Genomic DNA, 19,377 nt, shown 5'->3' on the forward strand with positions numbered 1-19,377 from the left:
TATAATAAAATAAATTAGAGGAATGTAGAGTATCCAAGACGGCTCGCATTTCTCTCATCATCCTCAAGGCTGAAAGAATATGCTACTTTTTCTGTGACAAAATTCTCCTCAATATCTACGGTGACCGGAAGAAAATAATCATACAGTGCCTGAAGCACTTTTCTGAATGGGCTTCCCGGAATATATTTTTTCATATCCTCATAAGGAATCGGGCCTATATTGATCACCCAGTTCCGCTCCCCGTCCATATGCTTCCCGCTGGGGATATAGGTAACTCCCAATCTTGAATTTCCCAATAGCATAGAGTCGTCATTCTTCTCGATCCCATCGATCACATTGGGAGAGAAAGTCACTTCTACAGGTACCTGCAGAAAAGCCGTCATACATCTCTCAAACCATCTTTTGTCTCCTCTGATCTGATGGAAAAAAGGCAAAATATGCATAAAAATATAGGCATTCTGCTTATCCAGCATCTTAATAAGCGGCCATAGCTCACTCACAGTCTCCATCAATGAATCCGTATTGCTTGTAATGTCAAATTCAGACTCTTTGAGCAAAGCACTGATCTCGGTAAAAAATATCTCCAGCTCAAAAGGACGGAAAAACTTACGGGCATCATCTTCTACCCTTTTCTGTTTCCGGATCTCCCTTACCACAGTATCTACGTTTTTCCTGGAAGCTCCGAGAGACGGTGGATGGAACAACCCTTCCGGAAGATAATCGTAAATACCTTCCCTGTAGCTCTCTATCGTGTATACTTCCTCGTCAAAACCCAAATAACTGCTTGAAATACTCTTAATATCTTTCAGATAAGCACGGTCATTCACTCCAACCCGCTCAATGAATATATTGCTTACCGTCCGATGGTACTTCAAAAGGTTTACCGCCACAGCCTCAGCCTTAAAGTCTGTCTGCAGCTTATTGTAATGCATGTCTACAATATTATTCTCATACATAGTGTTTCCTCTGATTATGACTTGTAAAGATAATATATCTCGTAAGTTTGAAAAAATAATTTACCAATAATTTTATTCTAAAAATACTAATTTATTGACATTAAAAGGAAAAATTTTCAGTAATTTCCGTAAAAATACGGTAAAAAGCATCCGGGCTTAAAATTGAAGATTTAATGTTCAATGTTCAGGATCAGCTGTTTAAAGATCAGTTGCTGATTGCTGGTTAACAATTGGGGAAGGTAAAGTTCAATGCCTACCTTTTTCTATTCTTGGTTCCAGCTCTATAGTCTGATGTCTAATGCCTGTTATCTCACATCTTTCTTCTTGACTCTTGACTCTTGACTCTTGATTCTCTTAAACCCAAGACAAATCTACCACATCTCCTCCATTTTATTTAGATTAAATTTTATTAACACCATCCTATATAATAAATCCGGGATAATGTATGCTCATTCGGAAAGTGGGCCGTATCTTTGCAGACTGAAAATTGTTATTTAAAATGAAAAGTATTTATTCTAAAATTCTGATTTTAGCATTCATTTCCTCTTCACTTTATTCTTATGCGTGGGGACTCACCGGGCACAGAGTAATTGCGGAGATCGCAGAAAATCACCTTTCCGGAAAGGCAAGAAGAGAGATTAAAAAAATAATGGGCAGGGAACGTCTTGCTTATTGGGCCAACTGGCCGGATTTCATCAAGTCTGATACGACCGGTGTCTGGAAGCAGGCTTCATCATGGCATTATGTAAATATTGATCCGCAAACTGATTTCAAAGCTTTTGAACACAATTTAAAAATGCAGGCCGGACCAAGTCTTTACACCCAGGTAAATACCCTGTCCACCCAGATCAGGGATGAAAAAACTTCAGCAAAAGACAGAAAGATCGCTTTGATATTCCTGATCCATATTATGGGAGATCTTGCACAGCCGTTACACGTAGGAAGAGCTGAGGATTTGGGCGGCAACAAGATCAATGTTACGTATTTCGGGGATAAAACCAACTTACATTCTGTTTGGGACGGAAAGTTAGTGGATTCTCAAAAATACAGCTATACGGAGTATTCCAAACTTTTAGACATCAAATCTAAGGAAGAAGTAGCGCAGATCCAGTCCGGAACATTAGAAGACTGGCTGTATGATTCCCACAAAATCGCCAACAGGATCTATGCACAGACTCCTGACGGATCAAAACTATCTTACGATTACCAGTATAAATTCAATGATGTCCTTGAGAGACAGCTTCTGTACGGAGGATTGAGACTGGCGAAAGTATTGAATGATTTGTTTTAGCTGCCGGTTGCCGGCTAACAGTTAAGAGCAACCAACTACAGCTTAAAATATTGCTTGCAGCTATAAAAACGGAACTTCGGTTTCGTTTTTTTTGTTTAAAGTTTTGAGTTCAAGGTTTAAAGTTTATCTCCAATCACTTCCCTGCTTTTAATTCTATACTCTGAAATCTTATATCTTTCATCTTGACTCTTGACTCTTGATTCTTGATTCTTGACTCTTACTTCTCACCCCATTTTACAAAAAACATTACCCCCTGTGTAACCTTTTCATCTTTTCAAACGTATATTATATAGTAACTCTTTTTTGAGGATAAAAATAAATGAGACAATTAAAAATCACTAAGCAGGTTACCAACAGGGAAACTGCTTCATTAGACAAGTATTTGCAGGAAATTGGTAAAGTGGAACTGATCACTGCGGACGAAGAAGTAGAATTGGCACAAAGAATACGTGCTGGCGACAGAGCCGCATTGGAGAAATTAATCAAGGCCAACCTTCGTTTCGTAGTTTCTGTATCCAAGCAATACCAAAACCAAGGTCTTTCTTTACCCGATTTGATCAATGAAGGTAACTTAGGATTGATGAAGGCGGCAAAAAGGTACGATGAAACTAGAGGTTTCAAATTTATCTCTTATGCAGTATGGTGGATCCGTCAATCAATTTTACAGGCGTTGGCTGAGCAGTCGAGAATTGTAAGGCTTCCGTTGAACAAAATTGGTTCCATCAATAAAATCAATAAAGCATACGCTCACCTTGAGCAGGAAAATGAAAGACCACCTTCTCCGGAAGAATTGGCTGAAGTTCTTGACATGAGCGAGGAGGATATTAAAGAATCTATGAAAAACTCCGGAAGACACCTGTCTATGGACGCGCCTTTGGTAGAAGGTGAAGATTCTAATCTTTATGATGTACTACGTTCAGGGGAATCACCAAGTCCTGATAAAGATTTAATGCTGGAATCTCTGCAGATTGAGATCGAAAGAGCATTGAACACTTTGACTCCAAGGGAGGCTGACCTGGTAAGACTATACTTCGGACTGAACGGAAAACACCCAATGACTTTAGAGGAAATTGGTGAGACTTTCGATCTTACAAGAGAGAGAGTTCGTCAGATCAAAGAAAAAGCAATTAAGAGACTAAAACACAATACCAGAAGCAAGATCCTGAAATCTTATTTAGGTAAATAATTTTAGCGCAACAATTTTTATAGGCGGAGTCTGTTTCAGGCTCCGCTTTTTATTTACATCCAATTCTATAATTGATGTAACATTTTTCAAAGTTTGTTCAACTAATTAAAATTATATCCTCTAAATAATTTGTGATAGAATTGGAATGATTCATTTTAGTAGTCTGGATATAATGCTGATTATCAAACAAAACATACTATGAAAAAAATACTTTTCGCCCCCATATTGATTTTATCTGTACTTTCCTATAGAGAAAACAAACCTAAAGATGATAATCTTGTAGAAAAGGCTGCTGAAAATACAGAATCCAGTATTCCAATCAAAAGATTAAGTAAGACTCAGGATATATTAGATGGTATTTATTATGAAAGAATAAAAGATGATGAAAAATTAAATAAGCTTGATAAAAAAATTTATTCTATGCAAGAGGATGCTCACAAAATACAAGATATATATAGCAAAATTATTTCTAATTCAGAAGATTATTATTTAATCGCTGAAAATCAGGCAAAAAGTATCAATGATTCAATTTTAAGAAAAGAGATCATTGATATTGTAAAGATGAGCTCAGATAAATATTCTCTAAAAGTTCAAAAAATAAAAGACATTAAGTATAAGATTAACCAAAACAAGCAATACATTTATAGCTATTACACTGCTTTTAAAATCAGAAAAACACTTCCTGAAATTGAAAAATACCAAAATGCCCATCCTTTAAAAACCGATAGCCTGGACAATTTTATCAACAAGCAGAATAAGCTGTTAGAAGAATTGAAAAAATTAAAATAAACACTGTTACACCTCATGAAATATATTACAAAATGGCTTACTGATAAAGCACGAATCAAAGAACTGGTAGATTTTTTTATCACCCATAAAACAGATTCTTATATTTCCCATGGTGAAATGATGTCTGGCAGAGCTGTAGATTCCAATCACTGGAATCCTGACCTGGAAGTGATCCTGACAGAGCAGCTGCTCACCGATTTTAATTCTGACGGAAACTCAAAACTGAATATTTTAATTGCAGAAAATGACAACGGGGAAATTGTAGGAATGGTGGTTTTCAATGTGATCAACAGTCCTTTTAAAAAATATGCGATTTTAGAAGATATGCTTCTTGACCAATCTGTGAGAGGACAGTCTCTTGGCAGCAGGCTTCTGGAAAAGGCAATTCAGGAATCCAAAAGCTGGAATATCAGTTTTATCCTTCTGGAAAGTGGCGTCAATAATCATGGAGCCCATAACTTTTTCAGCAAATATGGCTTTAAAAAGGTTTCGGAAAGCTACATTTTGATATTATAGATCTTTTTGAAAATTATTTTGGAGAAGTCAGGCTGCAAAGGTTTTTAGAGTCTGTTTAAATCTAATTGCTAATAATTTTGTCTAATTAATTTAATGCTTTATTTTTTTATTTTCCCGCAGATTTTCCCGATTCAGCAGATCATTATTCGTAAATCAGATCAGCGAGATTTGCAAAATCAGCGAGAAATAATATTGTAATACAAATTTAAACAGGCTCTTAATGTATAATGAAGTATTTAAACCACTAAGATTTTATCTCTGATAAAGTTTAATGCTAAAGACTCCATACATTCTGACCCCAGCAAGAAAATGATAATCGCTACGAATAAACCAATCATTTATTAGTGCGATCGTGGCAAAAAAATAAACACCCTGATCATGAACACCATCTCAATCATCGGAGCCGGAATTGGCGGACTTACCCTGGGAAATATTCTGAAGCAGCATGAATATGATTTTACTATTTATGAATCTGCGCCGGAGATAAAACCTGTGGGAGCAGGAATCATGATGGCTGTCAATGCTATGCAGGTTTTTGAGCGGTTGGGTTTGAAAGAAAAAATTGAAAATGCAGGAAACAAGATCCACAAAGTCACCCTATCCGATGAATCCCTGAGACCATTTTCAAAAACAGAGATTCTTGAGCTGGAAACTCAGTACAAATCATGTAATGTAGCGATTCACCGGGCTGAACTTCAGAAAATTCTTGCTGAAAATATAGAAGTAAACTCTATCAGACTTGATCATTCGTTACTAAAGATCGAAAAAAAGGAAAATTATATTTTAGATTTTGAAAACGGAATTCAAATTGAAAGTAAGATCGTCTTTGGAGCAGACGGTATAAAATCCCCTGTCAGAAATCAGATCTTAAAAACAGGGACAATCCGCAGTTCCGGACAAAAATGCTGGCGGGGCTTAGTTGATTTTGAACTGCCGGAGCAATATCACCATGAGGCATTTGAAATGTGGGGAAAAGGGAAACGTTTTGGTTTTGTAAGGATTTCCAGGAAAAAAGTATATTGGTATGCCTGCATCAACGAGAAAAGTTTTGGCAGATATTTACAGCTTACCGATATTTTTAAAGAGTATGCACCCTTGGTTTTACAGCTTATTGAAGCGACCGCAAAAGAAAATATGATCTGTAATGAAATTTCAGACCTTGCTCCTATCCCGAAATGGTATGCTGAAAACCTATGCCTGATCGGTGATGCCGCCCATGCCACCACTCCGAATTTGGGACAAGGAGCCTGCCAGGCTATTGAGGATGCTTATATCATCGGCAGATTGCTGGAGAAAAGCAAAGGTTTCAATACCGTTTTTGAAGAATTTCAAAGGATCAGAAGAAAAAAAGTAGATTATATTGTCAGCACAAGCCGGACCATCGGAAAGGTTTCTCAATGGGAACGGGGAAATACAATCCGTAATTTCCTGATGAGCCTGATTCCGGAAAATATGAATCAGAAGATGGCGAAAAAGATCATAGAACTCGAAATGTAAAGCTTAGGTTCTCAAAAAATTTTCAGAGGAATAAGTCTTTAAGATAAGAAAATAAATATCAATCTATTAATAACAATCAAAAATTAAAAACATGAAAAAAATCTTTTATGTATTGCTCTTAATGATAGGGTTTAATACAGCACAGGCACAGGATGTCCCGTTACTGGACAGAGGGCTCTTCTTTGGAAATCCTGAAATTTCCGGAGGGCAGCTCAGTCCGGATGGAAAATGGATCTCATTTACCAAAGAATACGACGGTATCATGAACATATGGGTAAAAAAAATTGATGAGCCCTTTGAAAAGGCCCGCCCATTAACTGACAGCAAAAGGCCGTTAAATGGTTATTTCTGGTCGGAAGATGGAAAATATATCCTGTATATAAAAGACAATAATGGAGATGAAAATATGAATATTTTTGCAGTAGATCCTATGGCAAAAGTAACGAGCGGAGTTCCTGCATCGAGGAATATAACCCCTCTCAAAGAAGTGACTGCCCAGATCTATATGGTAAGCAGAAAAGATCCTGATTTGCTGATGATTGGGCTTAATAACCGTGATAAAGCATGGCATGATCTGTATTCACTGAAGATCTCCACAGGTGAGATGAAAAAGATCTTTGAAAACACTGATCGTATCACAGGGTATGACTTCGATTGGGATGAAAAGCTTAGGGTTTTATCCAAAACAGATGATAAAGGGACCACACAGTTCTTTTACAAAGATGGGGATAAGTTAACGCCTATATATGAAACCCTTGTAACGGAAAGTGCCTACATCTCAAACTGGAATGAAGATAATTCTAAATTCTACCTGGTAACCAATAAAGGAGATCTGGATAAATCGACTTTATTTCTGATGGATCCAAAAACGAAACAAATCACCAAAGTTGAAAGTGATCCGAAAGGGAAAGTAGACTTCGGAGGGTTATTTATGGACAGAAATACAAGGAAGGTCATTTCTACTTCTTATACCGGAGATAAGACCGAATACTACTGGAAAGACAAAACATGGGAAGACAATTATAAATTCCTTCAAAGTAAATTCCCGGGAAGAGAAGTTGGCTTTGCAAGCTCCACCAATGATTATTCTAAATTCCTTGTCTCTGTTGGAGGAGACAAATACGCTTCCGAAGCCTATTTCTTTGATGCCAAAACCAAACAGCTTATTTTCCAGTATACACCAAGATCTGAATTGAAAAAAGTTGAAAAGTATCTGGCTGCTATGACTCCTATTTCCTATAAAAGCAGTGATGGACTTGAAATTCCGGCTTATCTGACCTTACCGGCAGGATCAACCGGAAAGAATGTTCCCGTAGTAGTCCTGGTTCACGGAGGTCCGAAAGGTCCGAGAGATTATTGGGGATATAACTCAACGGTACAGTTTTTAGCCAACAGAGGGTATGCTGTACTACAGCCTAACTTCAGAGCAAGTGGAGGTTATGGTAAAAAGTTCCAGAACGGAGGAGATCTGCAATGGGGAAAGCTGATGCAGGATGATATTACATGGGGTGTAAAATACCTGATCGACCAGGGAATAGCAGATAAAAACAAAGTGGTTATCATGGGAGGAAGCTACGGTGGATATGCAACATTGGCAGGTTTGGCATTCACACCGGATCTATATGCAGCAGGAGTAGATATTGTGGGGCCAAGCAACCTATTCACCCTGTTGGATTCCGTTCCTGCTTATTGGGAATCAGGCCGAGCATTCCTGTATGGCATGGTAGGTGATCCAAGAACTGAAGAAGGTAAAAAGCGAATGCATGATGCAAGCCCGCTATTCAGTGTAGAGAAGATCAACAAGCCATTACTGATCGTTCAGGGAGCCAATGACCCAAGGGTAAAGCAGGCTGAAGCGGATCAGATCGTGATCGCTCTTCGTGACAAAGGTAAAAAGGTTAATTATATTCTGGCAGATGATGAAGGTCACGGATTCCGTAAACCTGTTAACAGTATGGCAATGTATGCTGAGACAGAAAAATTCCTTGCTGAAGTCATTGGAGGAAGATATCAGAAAGAAATGCCTGAAAATGTTGCAAAACGTCTGAAAGAAATGACTGTTGACATTTCAAAAGTGACTTATACACCCGCAAAAAGTGAAAAAGCAGCGGGAGCTTCCAAATAAGCTATCTTAACTAGAATAACTAAAGCCATTTCATTTTTATGAGATGGTTTTAGTTTTTTTAACCACGGATTTTCACAGATGATTATGGATATAGCAATACAACATATGTAGTCTGCATAGCTACAGATATACTTTATCAGGCAAGAAAAAAACGCCTCATAAGCGAGACGTTTTATTTAGTAGGTTAAAGTAACACCGGCTCCCCAGCCCATTTCATTATCATAATTTCCGGAAAGGGACAGCCATTTTTGTACAATATATCTTATTCCTGTTGAAAATTCACCGTCAGAATTGACACTGAAATTTCCTCTCAGCCTCCTGGAAATCGGAATATCTTCCCTGCTCAGTTCCAGTAATACTTTTCCATTCTGGTCAACACTCGCATCTGCAGTAATCAGCATGGGTAATACATACTGCATTCCGACCATGAAAGCATATTTGCTTTTTGAAGCTTTCTGCTGGCCAAACCAGGTCTTTTTACCATGAAAATCCATACCCATATCTTCTGCCATCTGCCTTTCCATGATCTCATGATTCTTCTGAACCCTGAATCCTGCATAAGGCAATGCCCACTGGAATTTCCCTAAAAATCTACCCACTTTTACACTTCCTTCAAAATGATCAAAATCCCAGTTGGAATGAAACTCATTAAGGTTAGCCCACCTTGGCCCGAACATCGTCATCGTTTCCGCATGCATTTTATTGCTTGCAACATCCAGCATAGCCATAGAGCTTACCATTCTATTATCTTTCAGGAAGTTTTTCCAGGCTAATTTTCTGTTAGGAAGCTGTGGATTTGGCTTAGAATTTTCATAGCTGAAGATCCTGCCCATTCCTGCCATCATATGGTATAAGATATGACAATGGAAAAACCAGTCTCCGTCCTGATTGGCTGCAAACTCAATCGTAGTGGTTTCCATAGGCATGATATCCACCACATTTTTCAGTGGAGAATATTCCCCTTTTGAGTTGATCAGCCTGAAGTCATGACCATGCAGGTGCATCGGGTGGCGCATCATGGAATTATTATACAGCTTAATTCTAAGGATCTCTCCTTTTTTCACCAGAATTTTATCTGTTTCCGTAACGGTCTTATTATCCAGAGTCCACAGATAATGGTTCATATTCCCTTCCAGCGTAAATTTCATTTCACGGACACTGTCAGCTGGAAGAATTGTCTTTTCAGGAGATTTTAAAATATTGTAAGACAGCCTTTTGATCGTTTTTTCTTCCTTCATACCCATTCCCGCATGCTGAGAATGATCCTCTTTTTCTTCCCCCTCTTTGGTCTTTACTCCCATCATCTCGTTCATATGCTTCATGGTCTGCTTTCTCTGGCTTTCAGGAATTTCAGGATACATTACTTCATTCATGTCCATCATCTGATTGCCCATCGTCATATTCATCGGCTTCATATTTCCGCTCATTTCCATCATCCCGTTCATCATTTTCATTCCTTCAAAAAGCATCAGTCGTGGTAAATCGGGAGCTTCTACTTTCTCACCGGATCCCAGCCAAAGTGAAGCATGTCCTATTCTGTCTTCTGAAGTCGCTCTGAATTCAAAGCTTTTATTTTCAGGAATCGTTACCTCAATATCATAAGTTTCCGAAACCCCAATGATCAGACGGTCAACTTCTACCGGAACCACGTCGTTTCCATCATTTCCTACCACCTTTATTTTCCCGCCTCCATAATTTAACCAGAAATAAGTGGAAGAGCCTCCATTGGCAACTCTTAATCTTATTTTATCACCGGCTTTCAGATTGGAATAATCTGAGCTTGGAGCTCCATTGATCAGGAATTTATCATAATAAACATCACTCACGTCCATTGCTTCCATTCTTTTCCATTCATTCAGGGCTTTTGTACCAAGATTTCCGGATTTGATCGCTTCCCAGTAGCTCTGAACAGCATTTTTCTTCACAGCATACCAATCCGTATTGGCCATATGGAGCCTTCTGGCAATCTGCATGGGATCTTCATCGCTCCAGTCTCCCAGCAATACAGGAATTTCCGCATTGTATTCTGCTTTTGGCTCTCCATCTCTCTTTTTGAATACCAGGATTCCGTTCATTCCGATCTGCTCCTGCAGCGCTTCATGGGAATGATACCAATAGGTTCCGTTTTGAGAAACTCTGAACTTATACAGATGGATTTCTCCCGGTTTTACAGGTTTTGTAGTCAGGTATGGAACGCCGTCATGCTCATTGGGAAGAATCACACCATGCCAGTGCAGACCTGTATTTTCCTTCAGCATATTATGCAGGTAAATTTCAGCAGTATCCCCTTCCGTAAAATATAAGGTCGGTGCCTGGAGCTTTCCGTTGATGGCAATCGCTCTACGGTTTTTCCCTGTAAAATTGACAATGGTATCTTTTACATACAGATCGTACCGAACCGTTTTCCCTCCAAAGGTAACCTTCCCGCTCTCAGAATTTCTCTTCAAAACAGATGTTTCTTCTTTTTGAGCTTCAGCTACAGGTTTATGCTCTTCTTTTTCTACCAGCTCCATCCCGCATTTCGGACACTTTCCCGGCTTATCTGAAACCACTTCAGGGTGCATCGGGCAAGTATAGGTAATTTGAGGTTGAGAATGAGATGGGGATAAAATTTGAGATTGTTTTTTTACCGCAGGCTTCACATCCTGCACTACGATCTTAGCTTTCTCAGCTCCCTTTGCCTTTTGAACATTCTTCTTTGTTTCAACTTTATTTTTTGATATGGCACCAGCCTTAGCCCTTTCTGCCGGTTTTATTTTTGGCTCTGTTTTAGGTACAGGCTTTACCTCTGGCTTAGCTACCTCCTTAGGCTTTATTACCACTGTTTTCTTTACCAGGGTCATCTTGCATTTCGGGCAGTCTCCCGGTTTTGAAGATACTACTTCAGGATGCATAGGACAGGTATAATATGTTTTTGTGGTTTGTGCGAGAGTAAAAACAGAGAACAAAAGTACCAGAAACATTATCAGTTTTTTCATAATATTTCGAACTTTTTTAAAAGTTGTACAGCTTTAAGTAAATTATAACTTAAGCTATACAACTTATTATATTAAAGTTTAATACGACAATTATTTAATCTCAGACTTTACACTTCCACAGGTAAGCATAGATTTACCGTAGTAAGGGTTCATGATCTGTTTTTCGTCGCTTAACCAACTTCCATCCGCCATTGGGCAGTATTGTACGTAAACCGGCTTTTCGGACAGCTTAAACTCTTTTGTAAGAGCGATCATGTTGTCTGAAAGATTGAAAAAAGTTTCTCTTTGGGCTGTGATGGTTCTTGCTTCGGAAATAACGGAAGCGTCTTTTCTGAGAATATTGAGATTGCCTTCAGAGACTAATTTATAGTCGATCGTTGAAGCTGTTTTGATAAACTCTGTTGCCGCTTTTGAGGTTTTATCCGCATCATCTGAAGCTAAAGCGGATTTGATCGCAATATAATTCTGATACAGTTTTGAGATTTGAGCATCCTTCTTAGATTGTGCTGAAAGTGAAAGGATAGAAAATAAAGATAAGGCTGCTGTAATGATATACTTTTTCATTGTTTTAAATTTTAGAATTGTTTTTTTAATATAGAATAATGAGTCACGCATAAGTAAATGCGTCATAGCATGTCGCCCGTAGCGGTATTATGACAATACCTGAAACGACTGACAAATTCTAAATTCTAAAATTACAATGATGGATATAGATCGGTACCGGTCTGTAGTCAGGCGGTGCATTGATCTGAATTTGAGTAAATCTGGTGGCGGAAAAAGATTTGTCAATAGCTGCAAACTGATGTTTGGCCGGAATTTCTGCGACCGAACTTAAAAAATCGATTTTAAGAAGATCAGATTTCTGGGAATCATCCACTTTGACCACTTTGATCTCTGTCTTGCAGCATCCTTTTTTATCTTTGACACCACATTTGCCACAGATATCATCTGCTTTCTGGCTTACAGAAACAAATTCCTGCATACAATAATGAACGCTGAAAGCCGCTCCGGAAGAAAATCCGAAGTAGAAAACAGAGAACAGTATGGCAAGAATCTTTTTCATTGATAGAGCAAAGTTAAAAATATCCGTGAAACCGTTGTTATAAAATTTGGTAATGTTGTTATAAAATTCGGCAAATAAAAAGCTTCCGAATGTATTTCCGGAAGCTTTTCTGTTTTTTATTTTTCCCTGCAAATAATGCGGATTAAGCAGATTTTTAAGATTACGAATTATTTTCAAAAGCCACCCGCCACTTCTAACTTCTAACTTCTAACTTCTAACTTCTAACTTCTAACTTCTAACTCCCCTACAGCCTGAACTCCAGCTTCACATTAAAGAAACGCCCTGTAAGGCGTACCGGAACCGGATACATATTGGTATTGGCAGAATTATAGTCTGTGATCCACTGGTTGGCAACCGTATTATTGATATTAAACGCATTGAAAACCTGAACTCCTAATGTCAGTTCCTGGAAGTTTCCCCAGAAACCCGATCTGTTACTTCTGTCTTTAGGATCAATAAATACTTTTGTCAATCCGATATCTACCCTTTTATATGCAGGAAGGGTTTTCTGAAATTTGTAGGCAGCATTAAAATCAGGCTGCCCGTTGCTGTCGAACATTACAGGAGCTCCTGTTGGTAATCCCATTGCGTACACCAGGGTAAGGTTTACCCTCATCGACGGAAACTGTGGCATATAATCCTGATAGAACATCGCAAACCTGAACCTTTGATCGGTAGGTCTCGGGATATCACCTCTTCCGTCAATATTTTCATACACTCTTGCATAACTCGCAGACAGCCATGAATCCACTCCAGGAACAAATTCACCAAACAGCCTCGTATCAATACCATACGAATATCCTTTAGCATTATTTTCTCCTGAATAACGAATTCTTACATTATCCATATAATAAGGAATCAGGTTATCCATTTTCTTATAATAAAGCTCCGTAGTCAGCTTAAACGGTCTGTCATACATCTGGAACTCATAATCATTGGCAAGGATCACCTGGATAGAGCGCTGTGATTTTATATTGGAGTTGAAATTACCATTAAGGTCTTTAATCTCTTTATAGAAAGGAGACTGATAATAGATCCCCGCCGAAAGTTTGAATAACATGTCGCTATCCCAATCCGGTTTTATGGCAAACTGGGCTCTTGGGGAGAATATGGTTTCTTTATTGAAACTCCAGTTGGCAACCCGTACTCCGGCATTCAAAAACACTTTACTGGCTCCCCAGTAGAATTTCTGTGAATACTGTGCATAGGCTGACAGCCTTGACGGTTCAATATTATTTTGTCCGGCAATATAATAAGCAAGCTTAAGATCTCCTGTTCCTCCTGTTCTCGGGTCTATGTCAGGTCTTGGAATGCTGTATCCGGCAGAATCTACCAACCTCCATTCGTTGGTATTATCTTTCAGGTTTTCTTTCTCATATTTTACTCCAACTTCAATATCTGTATTGACATTGGGTGAAAACTTTGCTCTGAGCTGAGCTCCGTAAGTCCTTACAAACAGATCATTTCTTGCATGGTCTATCTGTCCTCCGAGATCATAGGAAGCCACCGGCTCCTGTGTCTGTGGATCGAAAGTCTGGAGTTCATAACCCGACTGTATCGTATAATATTCTTTTTCCCTGTTCTGATACGAAAAAGCATCAAGGGTAAGCTTCCAGTTATCCGCCGGCTTATAGTTCGCTGAAAATGTTCCCATCATGTTTTTATACTGGTCATTTTCTTTACCTCTATATCCTATATTAACGGTAATAGGCTGCTGAAGGCTTCCGAACGTTACACTTTTCTGCCTGGGAATCATCTCATAGTCATTCTTGGAATAATAGCCGATGAACGACAGGGAAAGTTTATCATTGACATGGTAATTAAGGTAAGACTGGAAATCCCAATAAGTAGGGTTAAAGTCCGTATCCTCCTTTAATGTATTAAGAACAAGGTTGGTATTCCTGTATCTCCCTGAAAATAAAGCGGTAAATTTCTTATTTTTTGAGGCCAGACCTGTCGTAAGCCTGCCACCAATTAAGCTTGCCTCACCGGAAACCTCAAATTTTTCAGGCTCACGGTAATAGATATTCAGGGCAGAAGACATTTTATCACCATATTTGGCTTCAAATCCTCCTGCGGAAAAATTCACTGTAGAAACCATATCCGGATTAATGATACTCATCCCCTCCTGTTGTGAATTTCTGATCAGAAAAGGTCTGTAAATCTCAATATCATTAATATAGATAAGGTTTTCGTCATAGTTTCCACCACGAACCATATATTGGGAAGACAGCTCAGTATTGGAGTTTACGGAAGGAAGTGTTTTGAGCAATCCTTCAATTCCTCCGCTTACAGAAGCGACCGCTTTTGCTTCTTTTGCTGAAATTTTCACATTGGTAATGTCATTTGTTCTTCCTGTTACTTTTTTCTGGAAGACAACTTCCTCTATATCGGTTACTTTAGTGGTCGTTGTATCCTTTTTTCTTTGCTGGGAAAAAATCAATACAGGGACCATAAGGCTTAGCGGTAAAACTAGTTTTTTCAAAAGAAATGTTTTAGAATTTCTAAAATTAATGTTTTTTTAACAATTACAAAATCGATTCTCTAATTCTTGTCAATTTTTGTAACAAATCTTCTAATAAATCAAGTCTTAGCATATTGGCACCGTCAGATAAAGCAGTTTCAGGCGTAGGATGCGTTTCAATGAAGATACCATCTGCTCCTACTGCAATTCCGGCCTTGGCTATCGTTTCAATAAGGTCCGGTCTCCCGCCTGTTACTCCTGAACTCTGGTTAGGCTGCTGTAAGGAATGGGTAACATCCAAAATTACCGGAGCATATTCCCTCATGGTAGGAATTCCTCTGTAATCCACAATCAGATCCGTGTATCCGAAAGAATTTCCCCGCTCGATGATCGCCACTTTCCGGTTGTCGGAATCCGTAATCTTCTGAACGGCAAATTTCATCGCTTCCGGAGAAAGGAACTGCCCCTTTTTCAGGGTAACACATTTTCCGGTTTTTGCTGCTGCCACCAGCAGATCGGTCTGGCGTACCAAAAATGCAGGAATCTGCAATACATCAACATATTGAGCAGCCAATGCCGCATGCTCATTTTCGTGAATATCCGTTGTCGTCGGAATATTGAAGGTCTCTCCCACTTTTTTAAGGATTTCAAGAGATTTCTCCTCTCCGATCGTTGTAAAAGAATCTACACGGCTTCTGTTCGCCTTTTTGAAGCTTCCTTTGAAAATATAGGGAATATTATATTTGTCTGTGATGTTGATGACTTTCTCAGCAATTCTAAGAGCCATATCTTCTCCTTCAATAATACAAGGACCGGCGATAAGGAAAAAGTTCTTTGAATCTTTGTGCTGAATATTATCTAAATACTGAATCATTTTGTTGTAATTAAAAAAGTTCAGTAAAAATACTGAGAAAGTTTCAGAACTCGAAATTATTTAAGACTTTCATTATTGTTGATTTCCTTATAATGACAGCTGCATATCTTTTGGTCCTGCCGCTTCATCAAATACATTTGAATTTCATAACTTTATAGAATGAAAGCAAAAGAAACTTTGACGGAATTCTATGCTTTGCATGGAAAAGAGCTTCCCCATATAAGCCCGTTCAATGTCTACCGCAGGGAAAATTTTGAATGCAGCATACGGCTGGAACCCGTATACCGCAGAGATTTTTATAAAATTTCGATGATTTCAGGCGGAACCGGCATCCTGAGCTATGCCGATAAGTTCATCAGGATCGACAGCCCCTGTATTGCTTTTCTGAATCCGCTTATTCCCTATTCCTGGGAACCGACTTCCATACAGCAGGAAGGTTATTTCTGCCTTTTTACAGAAGACTTTGTATTGCCCGCATTAAAAAATGAAAGCCTTTCAGGATCAACGCTGTTCAAAGCGGGAGGTGATCATGTATTCTTTCCGCCCGATGAGAGTATTGAATTCTTAAAGATCATATATGAAAATATGCTTAGAGAAGTGCAATCTGATTACCCTAATAAATATGATCTTCTCAGAAGCTATGTCCGGATCATTATGCATGAGGCAATGAAAATGCAACCTCCCCAAACATTTCACAGCCATCACAATGCCTCAGAGCGGATCAGCAACTTATTTTTTGAGCTTCTGGAAAACCAGTTTTTTATCGATTCACCGGATAAAGCGCTTTCACTAAAAAATGCCAATGAATTCGCTACACAGCTTAATATACATACAAACCACCTGAATAAAGCATTAAAAGAAACCACAGGTAAAACCACTACCGAATGGATCGCTGAACGTATTCTGAAGGAAGCAAAATCCCTGCTGCAGTTCAGCCATTGGGATATCAACGAAATAGCCTACTGTCTGGGATTTGAGCATTCTTCAAACTTTATTATTTTCTTTAAAAAAAAGGTGGGAGAATCTCCTGCCCAGTTCAGGAAAAACATTCTTTCCATTTCATAGCTTTTAGCTTGTTTCGCATAATTATTTTTAATTGACAGGGCCGAACTTCGTGTCATCTAAACCAATGAATAATGACACAAGAAATTTTAAAAGGAAAAGTGGCTCTCATTACCGGAGGAACAACCGGCATCGGACTGGCAACCGCAAAATTATTCCTGAAATCCGGAATAAAAGTAGTAATTGCGGGACGCAGACCGGAACAGGGCAATGCAGCGTTGGAAATACTGCGGTCAATAAGCTCCAATATTCGGTTTATTCAGACTGATGTTTCAAAAAATAATGAGATTCAAAACCTTATTCATGAAACAGTAAGGCACTTTGGGAAACTGGATATTGCCTTTAATAATGCAGGGATTGAAGGGCAGTTCTTACCCATTGACGAAACACCAGAAGAAGAGTTCGACAATGTAATGAATATCAATACGAAAGGAGTCTGGATGTCCTGTAAATATGAGATACAGCAGTTTAAAAAACAAAAAACGGGCGGAGTCATCGTCAATACTTCTTCCTGGCTGGCACGGGGAGCATCTGCAGGTTCCGGTGTGTATTCTGCAAGTAAGGCGGCATTGGATGGATTAATAAGAGCTTTGGCCATTGAAACGGCTCCTGAGAATATCCGGATCAATAATATCCAGCCGGGCTATATCCGTACCCCTATGTTTGACAGGTTCTTTCCTGAAGAAAATGCTGAAGAGGCAACAGAGCCTTTTAAGAAACATGCTCCCATCGGACGCTTTGCTGCTCCTGAGGAGGTAGCCGGGCTTGTACTTTGGCTGAGCAGTCCTTCTGCTTCTTTTGTAACGGGTGAAAGTATTCTGATAGACGGAGGACTGGCTATCGGCGGACAACGGTAAACAATTCAAAAAATGAAAAAATTGTGTTTTTTAATGTTCTGTATTCTGGGAAACTCACAACAGAAAACAAATGACTTTTCAATTTCAAAAAAGATGATATCAGACAGCAAAAAAGAGTCAACAGTATACAATCGGCTTTATCAGTACGGAATCGCAGATGCATTTGTTGGTGGACTTTATAAAGGTACATTGTCCCTGAAAGATTTAAAATCAAAAGGTAATTTTGGGCTGGGAGCTCCTGATATGCTGGATGGAGAGCTCACCGTAATAGACGGAAAGGTATACCAAACTAAAGCCACAGGCCTTACCGTGGAACCTGAAGACGGATTTAAAACCTCTTTATCATTTGTCACATTTTTCAGCCCGGACACCGCTTTCTCCATTGACAAGACATCAGACAAACTATCTGTTTTGCAGCAAATAAGCCAAAAACTCATTGATAAGAATTCAATATATGCCATTAAAGTAACCGGAAAATTTGATCTTGTGAGAACAAGAGCCTTCCCGCCCGTAGAAAAGGAACCTTTTCCCGATTTAATGTCTATTTTCCACAGGCAAAAGACTTTTGACTTTACTCACACAGAAGGAGTGCTGATAGGGTATTATATCCCGGAATATCTGAACGGCATCAATGTAAAGGATTTCCATTTTCATTTCCTTTCCGCAGACAGGAAACAGGGCGGACATGTTCTGGATTTTACAGGTGAAAATCTGAAAATAGAGCTTGCAGAACTCGATGGTTTTGAGCTGGAAATACCTAAAGATAAAGATTTTCAGAATTTTCAGTTTAATGCAAAAGACAATGAAGCCCTGAAACGGGTAGAACAAGGAAAATAATATCAATATTGTTCAGAAAAAGGTTTCATATTTAACCTAAATCCTGATAAGGCATTTTACTTTAAATCGTATAGGAAGCCGGAGGCTGGAAGAAGGAAGTTATTGGGGTCTGAAAACAACTTGAGCACAATTTTATTCATGTTTTAAAAAATACTTCATCAAGTTTTTATGATAACTACCAGAAATTATTTGTACTGTACTAACTTCCCTCTTCCAGCTTCAAACCTGCTTAAACCTTCATCATTTATGTTTAAAAAGATAAATATGAAACCTTTGTACTAAGCTATTTTTTCAAAATTTTTTCAAACGTATTGATATTCCGGCTTGTAAACTGATCTTTAAGGCTTTTCTTACCCAATACTTTCCCGAAGGTAGAATCCAAGGTATTGCCTTTGGGAACCTGCCAGTAAAATATATCATTGACAATTTCCGCCTTCTCATTTTCAGACCGAGCTGCTTTTTGAAATTCCTCCATCAGGACCTTTTCCACGCCCGGCATTCCTACGAAAGCATAAATATGAAGATCATCATTTTTTTCAAAGGGAATGCTATTCCAGCAAATTTCTACTTCTTTCTTAGATCTGATAAATAAAAAAGCTTCATAAGAAAAGCGGTCTGACATTGCTTTTTCCAGGACTACCTTTAGATCCTGAGCATTTTTATCCGAAGAAAAAGCAATATTTCCAGAAGCTAATATTGAAACCACTTCAGTCATTCCGGCATCTTTAAAAACCTGGCAGACATCAGCCATTTTCATATTGGTTCCTTTGACGTTGACACCACGGAGAAAGGCACAGTATTTCATAGTTTAGGTATGAGTTTTTAGATAATAGGTTGCAGGTTTTAAGTTTGAGGGGTTGAGAGTAAAAGAGTTATCAGGGT

At 38.7% G+C, this 19,377-nt stretch carries 16 protein-coding genes; 9 read left to right on the forward strand and 7 right to left on the reverse strand.

The genetic code is table 11. The annotated features are described in order from the left end of the window. Positions 1-14 precede the first annotated feature (14 nt). Entirely contained in the window at positions 15-932 is a 918-nt protein-coding gene (locus AC4IF5_RS07660) for a type VI secretion system baseplate subunit TssG (protein WP_490733227.1), read from the reverse strand. Positions 933-1,455: 523 nt separating this feature from the next. Between AC4IF5_RS07660 and AC4IF5_RS07665 the strand changes: the two genes are divergently transcribed. The 6 genes from AC4IF5_RS07665 to AC4IF5_RS07690 all read left to right on the forward strand — a co-directional run bounded on the left by AC4IF5_RS07665 (position 1,456) and on the right by AC4IF5_RS07690 (position 8,360). Next, on the forward strand, positions 1,456-2,247 hold the full coding sequence (locus AC4IF5_RS07665; RefSeq protein ID WP_490733228.1) for a S1/P1 nuclease: 792 nt from the start codon (positions 1,456-1,458) through the stop codon (positions 2,245-2,247). A gap of 319 nt (positions 2,248-2,566) precedes the next feature. Continuing rightward, the gene (locus AC4IF5_RS07670; RefSeq protein WP_002979276.1) at positions 2,567-3,433 is read left to right on the forward strand and encodes a sigma-70 family RNA polymerase sigma factor; all 867 of its coding nucleotides are present in this window, start codon (positions 2,567-2,569) and stop codon (positions 3,431-3,433) included. Positions 3,434-3,631: 198 nt separating this feature from the next. After that, the gene (locus AC4IF5_RS07675) at positions 3,632-4,222 is read left to right on the forward strand and encodes a hypothetical protein (protein ID WP_490733233.1); all 591 of its coding nucleotides are present in this window, start codon (positions 3,632-3,634) and stop codon (positions 4,220-4,222) included. A gap of 15 nt (positions 4,223-4,237) precedes the next feature. Beyond that, entirely contained in the window at positions 4,238-4,738 is a 501-nt protein-coding gene (locus AC4IF5_RS07680) for a GNAT family N-acetyltransferase (RefSeq protein ID WP_490733234.1), read from the forward strand. Positions 4,739-5,116: 378 nt separating this feature from the next. Continuing rightward, positions 5,117-6,235: an FAD-dependent monooxygenase gene (locus AC4IF5_RS07685; RefSeq protein WP_490733235.1), complete on the forward strand. Its 1,119-nt coding sequence runs from the start codon at positions 5,117-5,119 to the stop codon at positions 6,233-6,235. A gap of 91 nt (positions 6,236-6,326) precedes the next feature. Next, complete coding sequence (locus tag AC4IF5_RS07690; RefSeq protein ID WP_490733237.1) at positions 6,327-8,360, forward strand: alpha/beta fold hydrolase; 2,034 nt, start codon at positions 6,327-6,329, stop codon at positions 8,358-8,360. Positions 8,361-8,536: 176 nt separating this feature from the next. Here the strand turns inward: AC4IF5_RS07690 and AC4IF5_RS07695 are convergent, their stop codons facing one another. From AC4IF5_RS07695 to kdsA, 5 genes are all read right to left on the reverse strand, one after another. Beyond that, complete coding sequence (locus AC4IF5_RS07695; RefSeq protein ID WP_490733578.1) at positions 8,537-11,323, reverse strand: multicopper oxidase domain-containing protein; 2,787 nt, start codon at positions 11,321-11,323, stop codon at positions 8,537-8,539. Between the two features lie 105 nt (positions 11,324-11,428). Then, positions 11,429-11,902: a DUF3347 domain-containing protein gene (locus AC4IF5_RS07700; protein WP_490733239.1), complete on the reverse strand. Its 474-nt coding sequence runs from the start codon at positions 11,900-11,902 to the stop codon at positions 11,429-11,431. A 118-nt stretch (positions 11,903-12,020) separates the two neighbouring features. Beyond that, positions 12,021-12,401, reverse strand: coding sequence for an HYC_CC_PP family protein (locus AC4IF5_RS07705; protein ID WP_490733240.1), 381 nt, complete (start codon positions 12,399-12,401; stop codon positions 12,021-12,023). A 244-nt stretch (positions 12,402-12,645) separates the two neighbouring features. Continuing rightward, the gene (locus AC4IF5_RS07710) at positions 12,646-14,886 is read right to left on the reverse strand and encodes a TonB-dependent receptor plug domain-containing protein (protein WP_490733242.1); all 2,241 of its coding nucleotides are present in this window, start codon (positions 14,884-14,886) and stop codon (positions 12,646-12,648) included. A 43-nt stretch (positions 14,887-14,929) separates the two neighbouring features. After that, a complete protein-coding gene (gene kdsA / locus AC4IF5_RS07715) occupies positions 14,930-15,739 on the reverse strand; it encodes a 3-deoxy-8-phosphooctulonate synthase (RefSeq protein WP_490733244.1) in 810 nt (269 codons plus the stop codon). 159 nt (positions 15,740-15,898) lie between these two features. Here kdsA and AC4IF5_RS07720 point away from each other — a divergent pair, with 159 nt between their 5' ends. The 3 genes from AC4IF5_RS07720 to budA all read left to right on the forward strand — a co-directional run bounded on the left by AC4IF5_RS07720 (position 15,899) and on the right by budA (position 18,495). Continuing rightward, positions 15,899-16,804: a helix-turn-helix domain-containing protein gene (locus AC4IF5_RS07720; protein WP_490733246.1), complete on the forward strand. Its 906-nt coding sequence runs from the start codon at positions 15,899-15,901 to the stop codon at positions 16,802-16,804. Positions 16,805-16,875: 71 nt separating this feature from the next. Beyond that, on the forward strand, positions 16,876-17,658 hold the full coding sequence (locus AC4IF5_RS07725) for an SDR family NAD(P)-dependent oxidoreductase (protein ID WP_490733248.1): 783 nt from the start codon (positions 16,876-16,878) through the stop codon (positions 17,656-17,658). 12 nt (positions 17,659-17,670) lie between these two features. Beyond that, on the forward strand, positions 17,671-18,495 hold the full coding sequence (gene budA / locus AC4IF5_RS07730) for an acetolactate decarboxylase (RefSeq protein WP_490733250.1): 825 nt from the start codon (positions 17,671-17,673) through the stop codon (positions 18,493-18,495). A gap of 283 nt (positions 18,496-18,778) precedes the next feature. Here budA and AC4IF5_RS07735 read toward each other — a convergent pair whose 3' ends face one another. Next, positions 18,779-19,300: a DUF1697 domain-containing protein gene (locus AC4IF5_RS07735; RefSeq protein WP_490733252.1), complete on the reverse strand. Its 522-nt coding sequence runs from the start codon at positions 19,298-19,300 to the stop codon at positions 18,779-18,781. Positions 19,301-19,377: the final 77 nt, after the last annotated feature.

Source organism: Chryseobacterium sp. UF-290, assembly GCF_058245615.1.

Bases quoted from the DNA above. Each gene is read 5' to 3' on its own strand.
- AC4IF5_RS07700 (WP_490733239.1), bottom strand. From the start codon at position 11,902: ATGAAAAAGTATATCATTACAGCAGCCTTATCTTTATTTTCTATCCTT.
- AC4IF5_RS07660 (WP_490733227.1), bottom strand. From the start codon at position 932: ATGCATTACAATAAGCTGCAGACAGACTTTAAGGCTGAGGCTGTGGCG.
- kdsA (WP_490733244.1), bottom strand. From the start codon at position 15,739: ATGATTCAGTATTTAGATAATATTCAGCACAAAGATTCAAAGAACTTT.
- AC4IF5_RS07690 (WP_490733237.1), top strand. From the start codon at position 6,327: ATGAAAAAAATCTTTTATGTATTGCTCTTAATGATAGGGTTTAATACA.
- AC4IF5_RS07725 (WP_490733248.1), top strand. From the start codon at position 16,876: ATGACACAAGAAATTTTAAAAGGAAAAGTGGCTCTCATTACCGGAGGA.
- AC4IF5_RS07705 (WP_490733240.1), bottom strand. From the start codon at position 12,401: ATGAAAAAGATTCTTGCCATACTGTTCTCTGTTTTCTACTTCGGATTT.
- AC4IF5_RS07735 (WP_490733252.1), bottom strand. From the start codon at position 19,300: ATGAAATACTGTGCCTTTCTCCGTGGTGTCAACGTCAAAGGAACCAAT.
- AC4IF5_RS07670 (WP_002979276.1), top strand. From the start codon at position 2,567: ATGAGACAATTAAAAATCACTAAGCAGGTTACCAACAGGGAAACTGCT.
- AC4IF5_RS07685 (WP_490733235.1), top strand. From the start codon at position 5,117: ATGAACACCATCTCAATCATCGGAGCCGGAATTGGCGGACTTACCCTG.
- AC4IF5_RS07665 (WP_490733228.1), top strand. From the start codon at position 1,456: ATGAAAAGTATTTATTCTAAAATTCTGATTTTAGCATTCATTTCCTCT.
- AC4IF5_RS07675 (WP_490733233.1), top strand. From the start codon at position 3,632: ATGAAAAAAATACTTTTCGCCCCCATATTGATTTTATCTGTACTTTCC.
- budA (WP_490733250.1), top strand. From the start codon at position 17,671: ATGAAAAAATTGTGTTTTTTAATGTTCTGTATTCTGGGAAACTCACAA.
- AC4IF5_RS07680 (WP_490733234.1), top strand. From the start codon at position 4,238: ATGAAATATATTACAAAATGGCTTACTGATAAAGCACGAATCAAAGAA.
- AC4IF5_RS07695 (WP_490733578.1), bottom strand. From the start codon at position 11,323: ATGTTTCTGGTACTTTTGTTCTCTGTTTTTACTCTCGCACAAACCACA.
- AC4IF5_RS07720 (WP_490733246.1), top strand. From the start codon at position 15,899: ATGAAAGCAAAAGAAACTTTGACGGAATTCTATGCTTTGCATGGAAAA.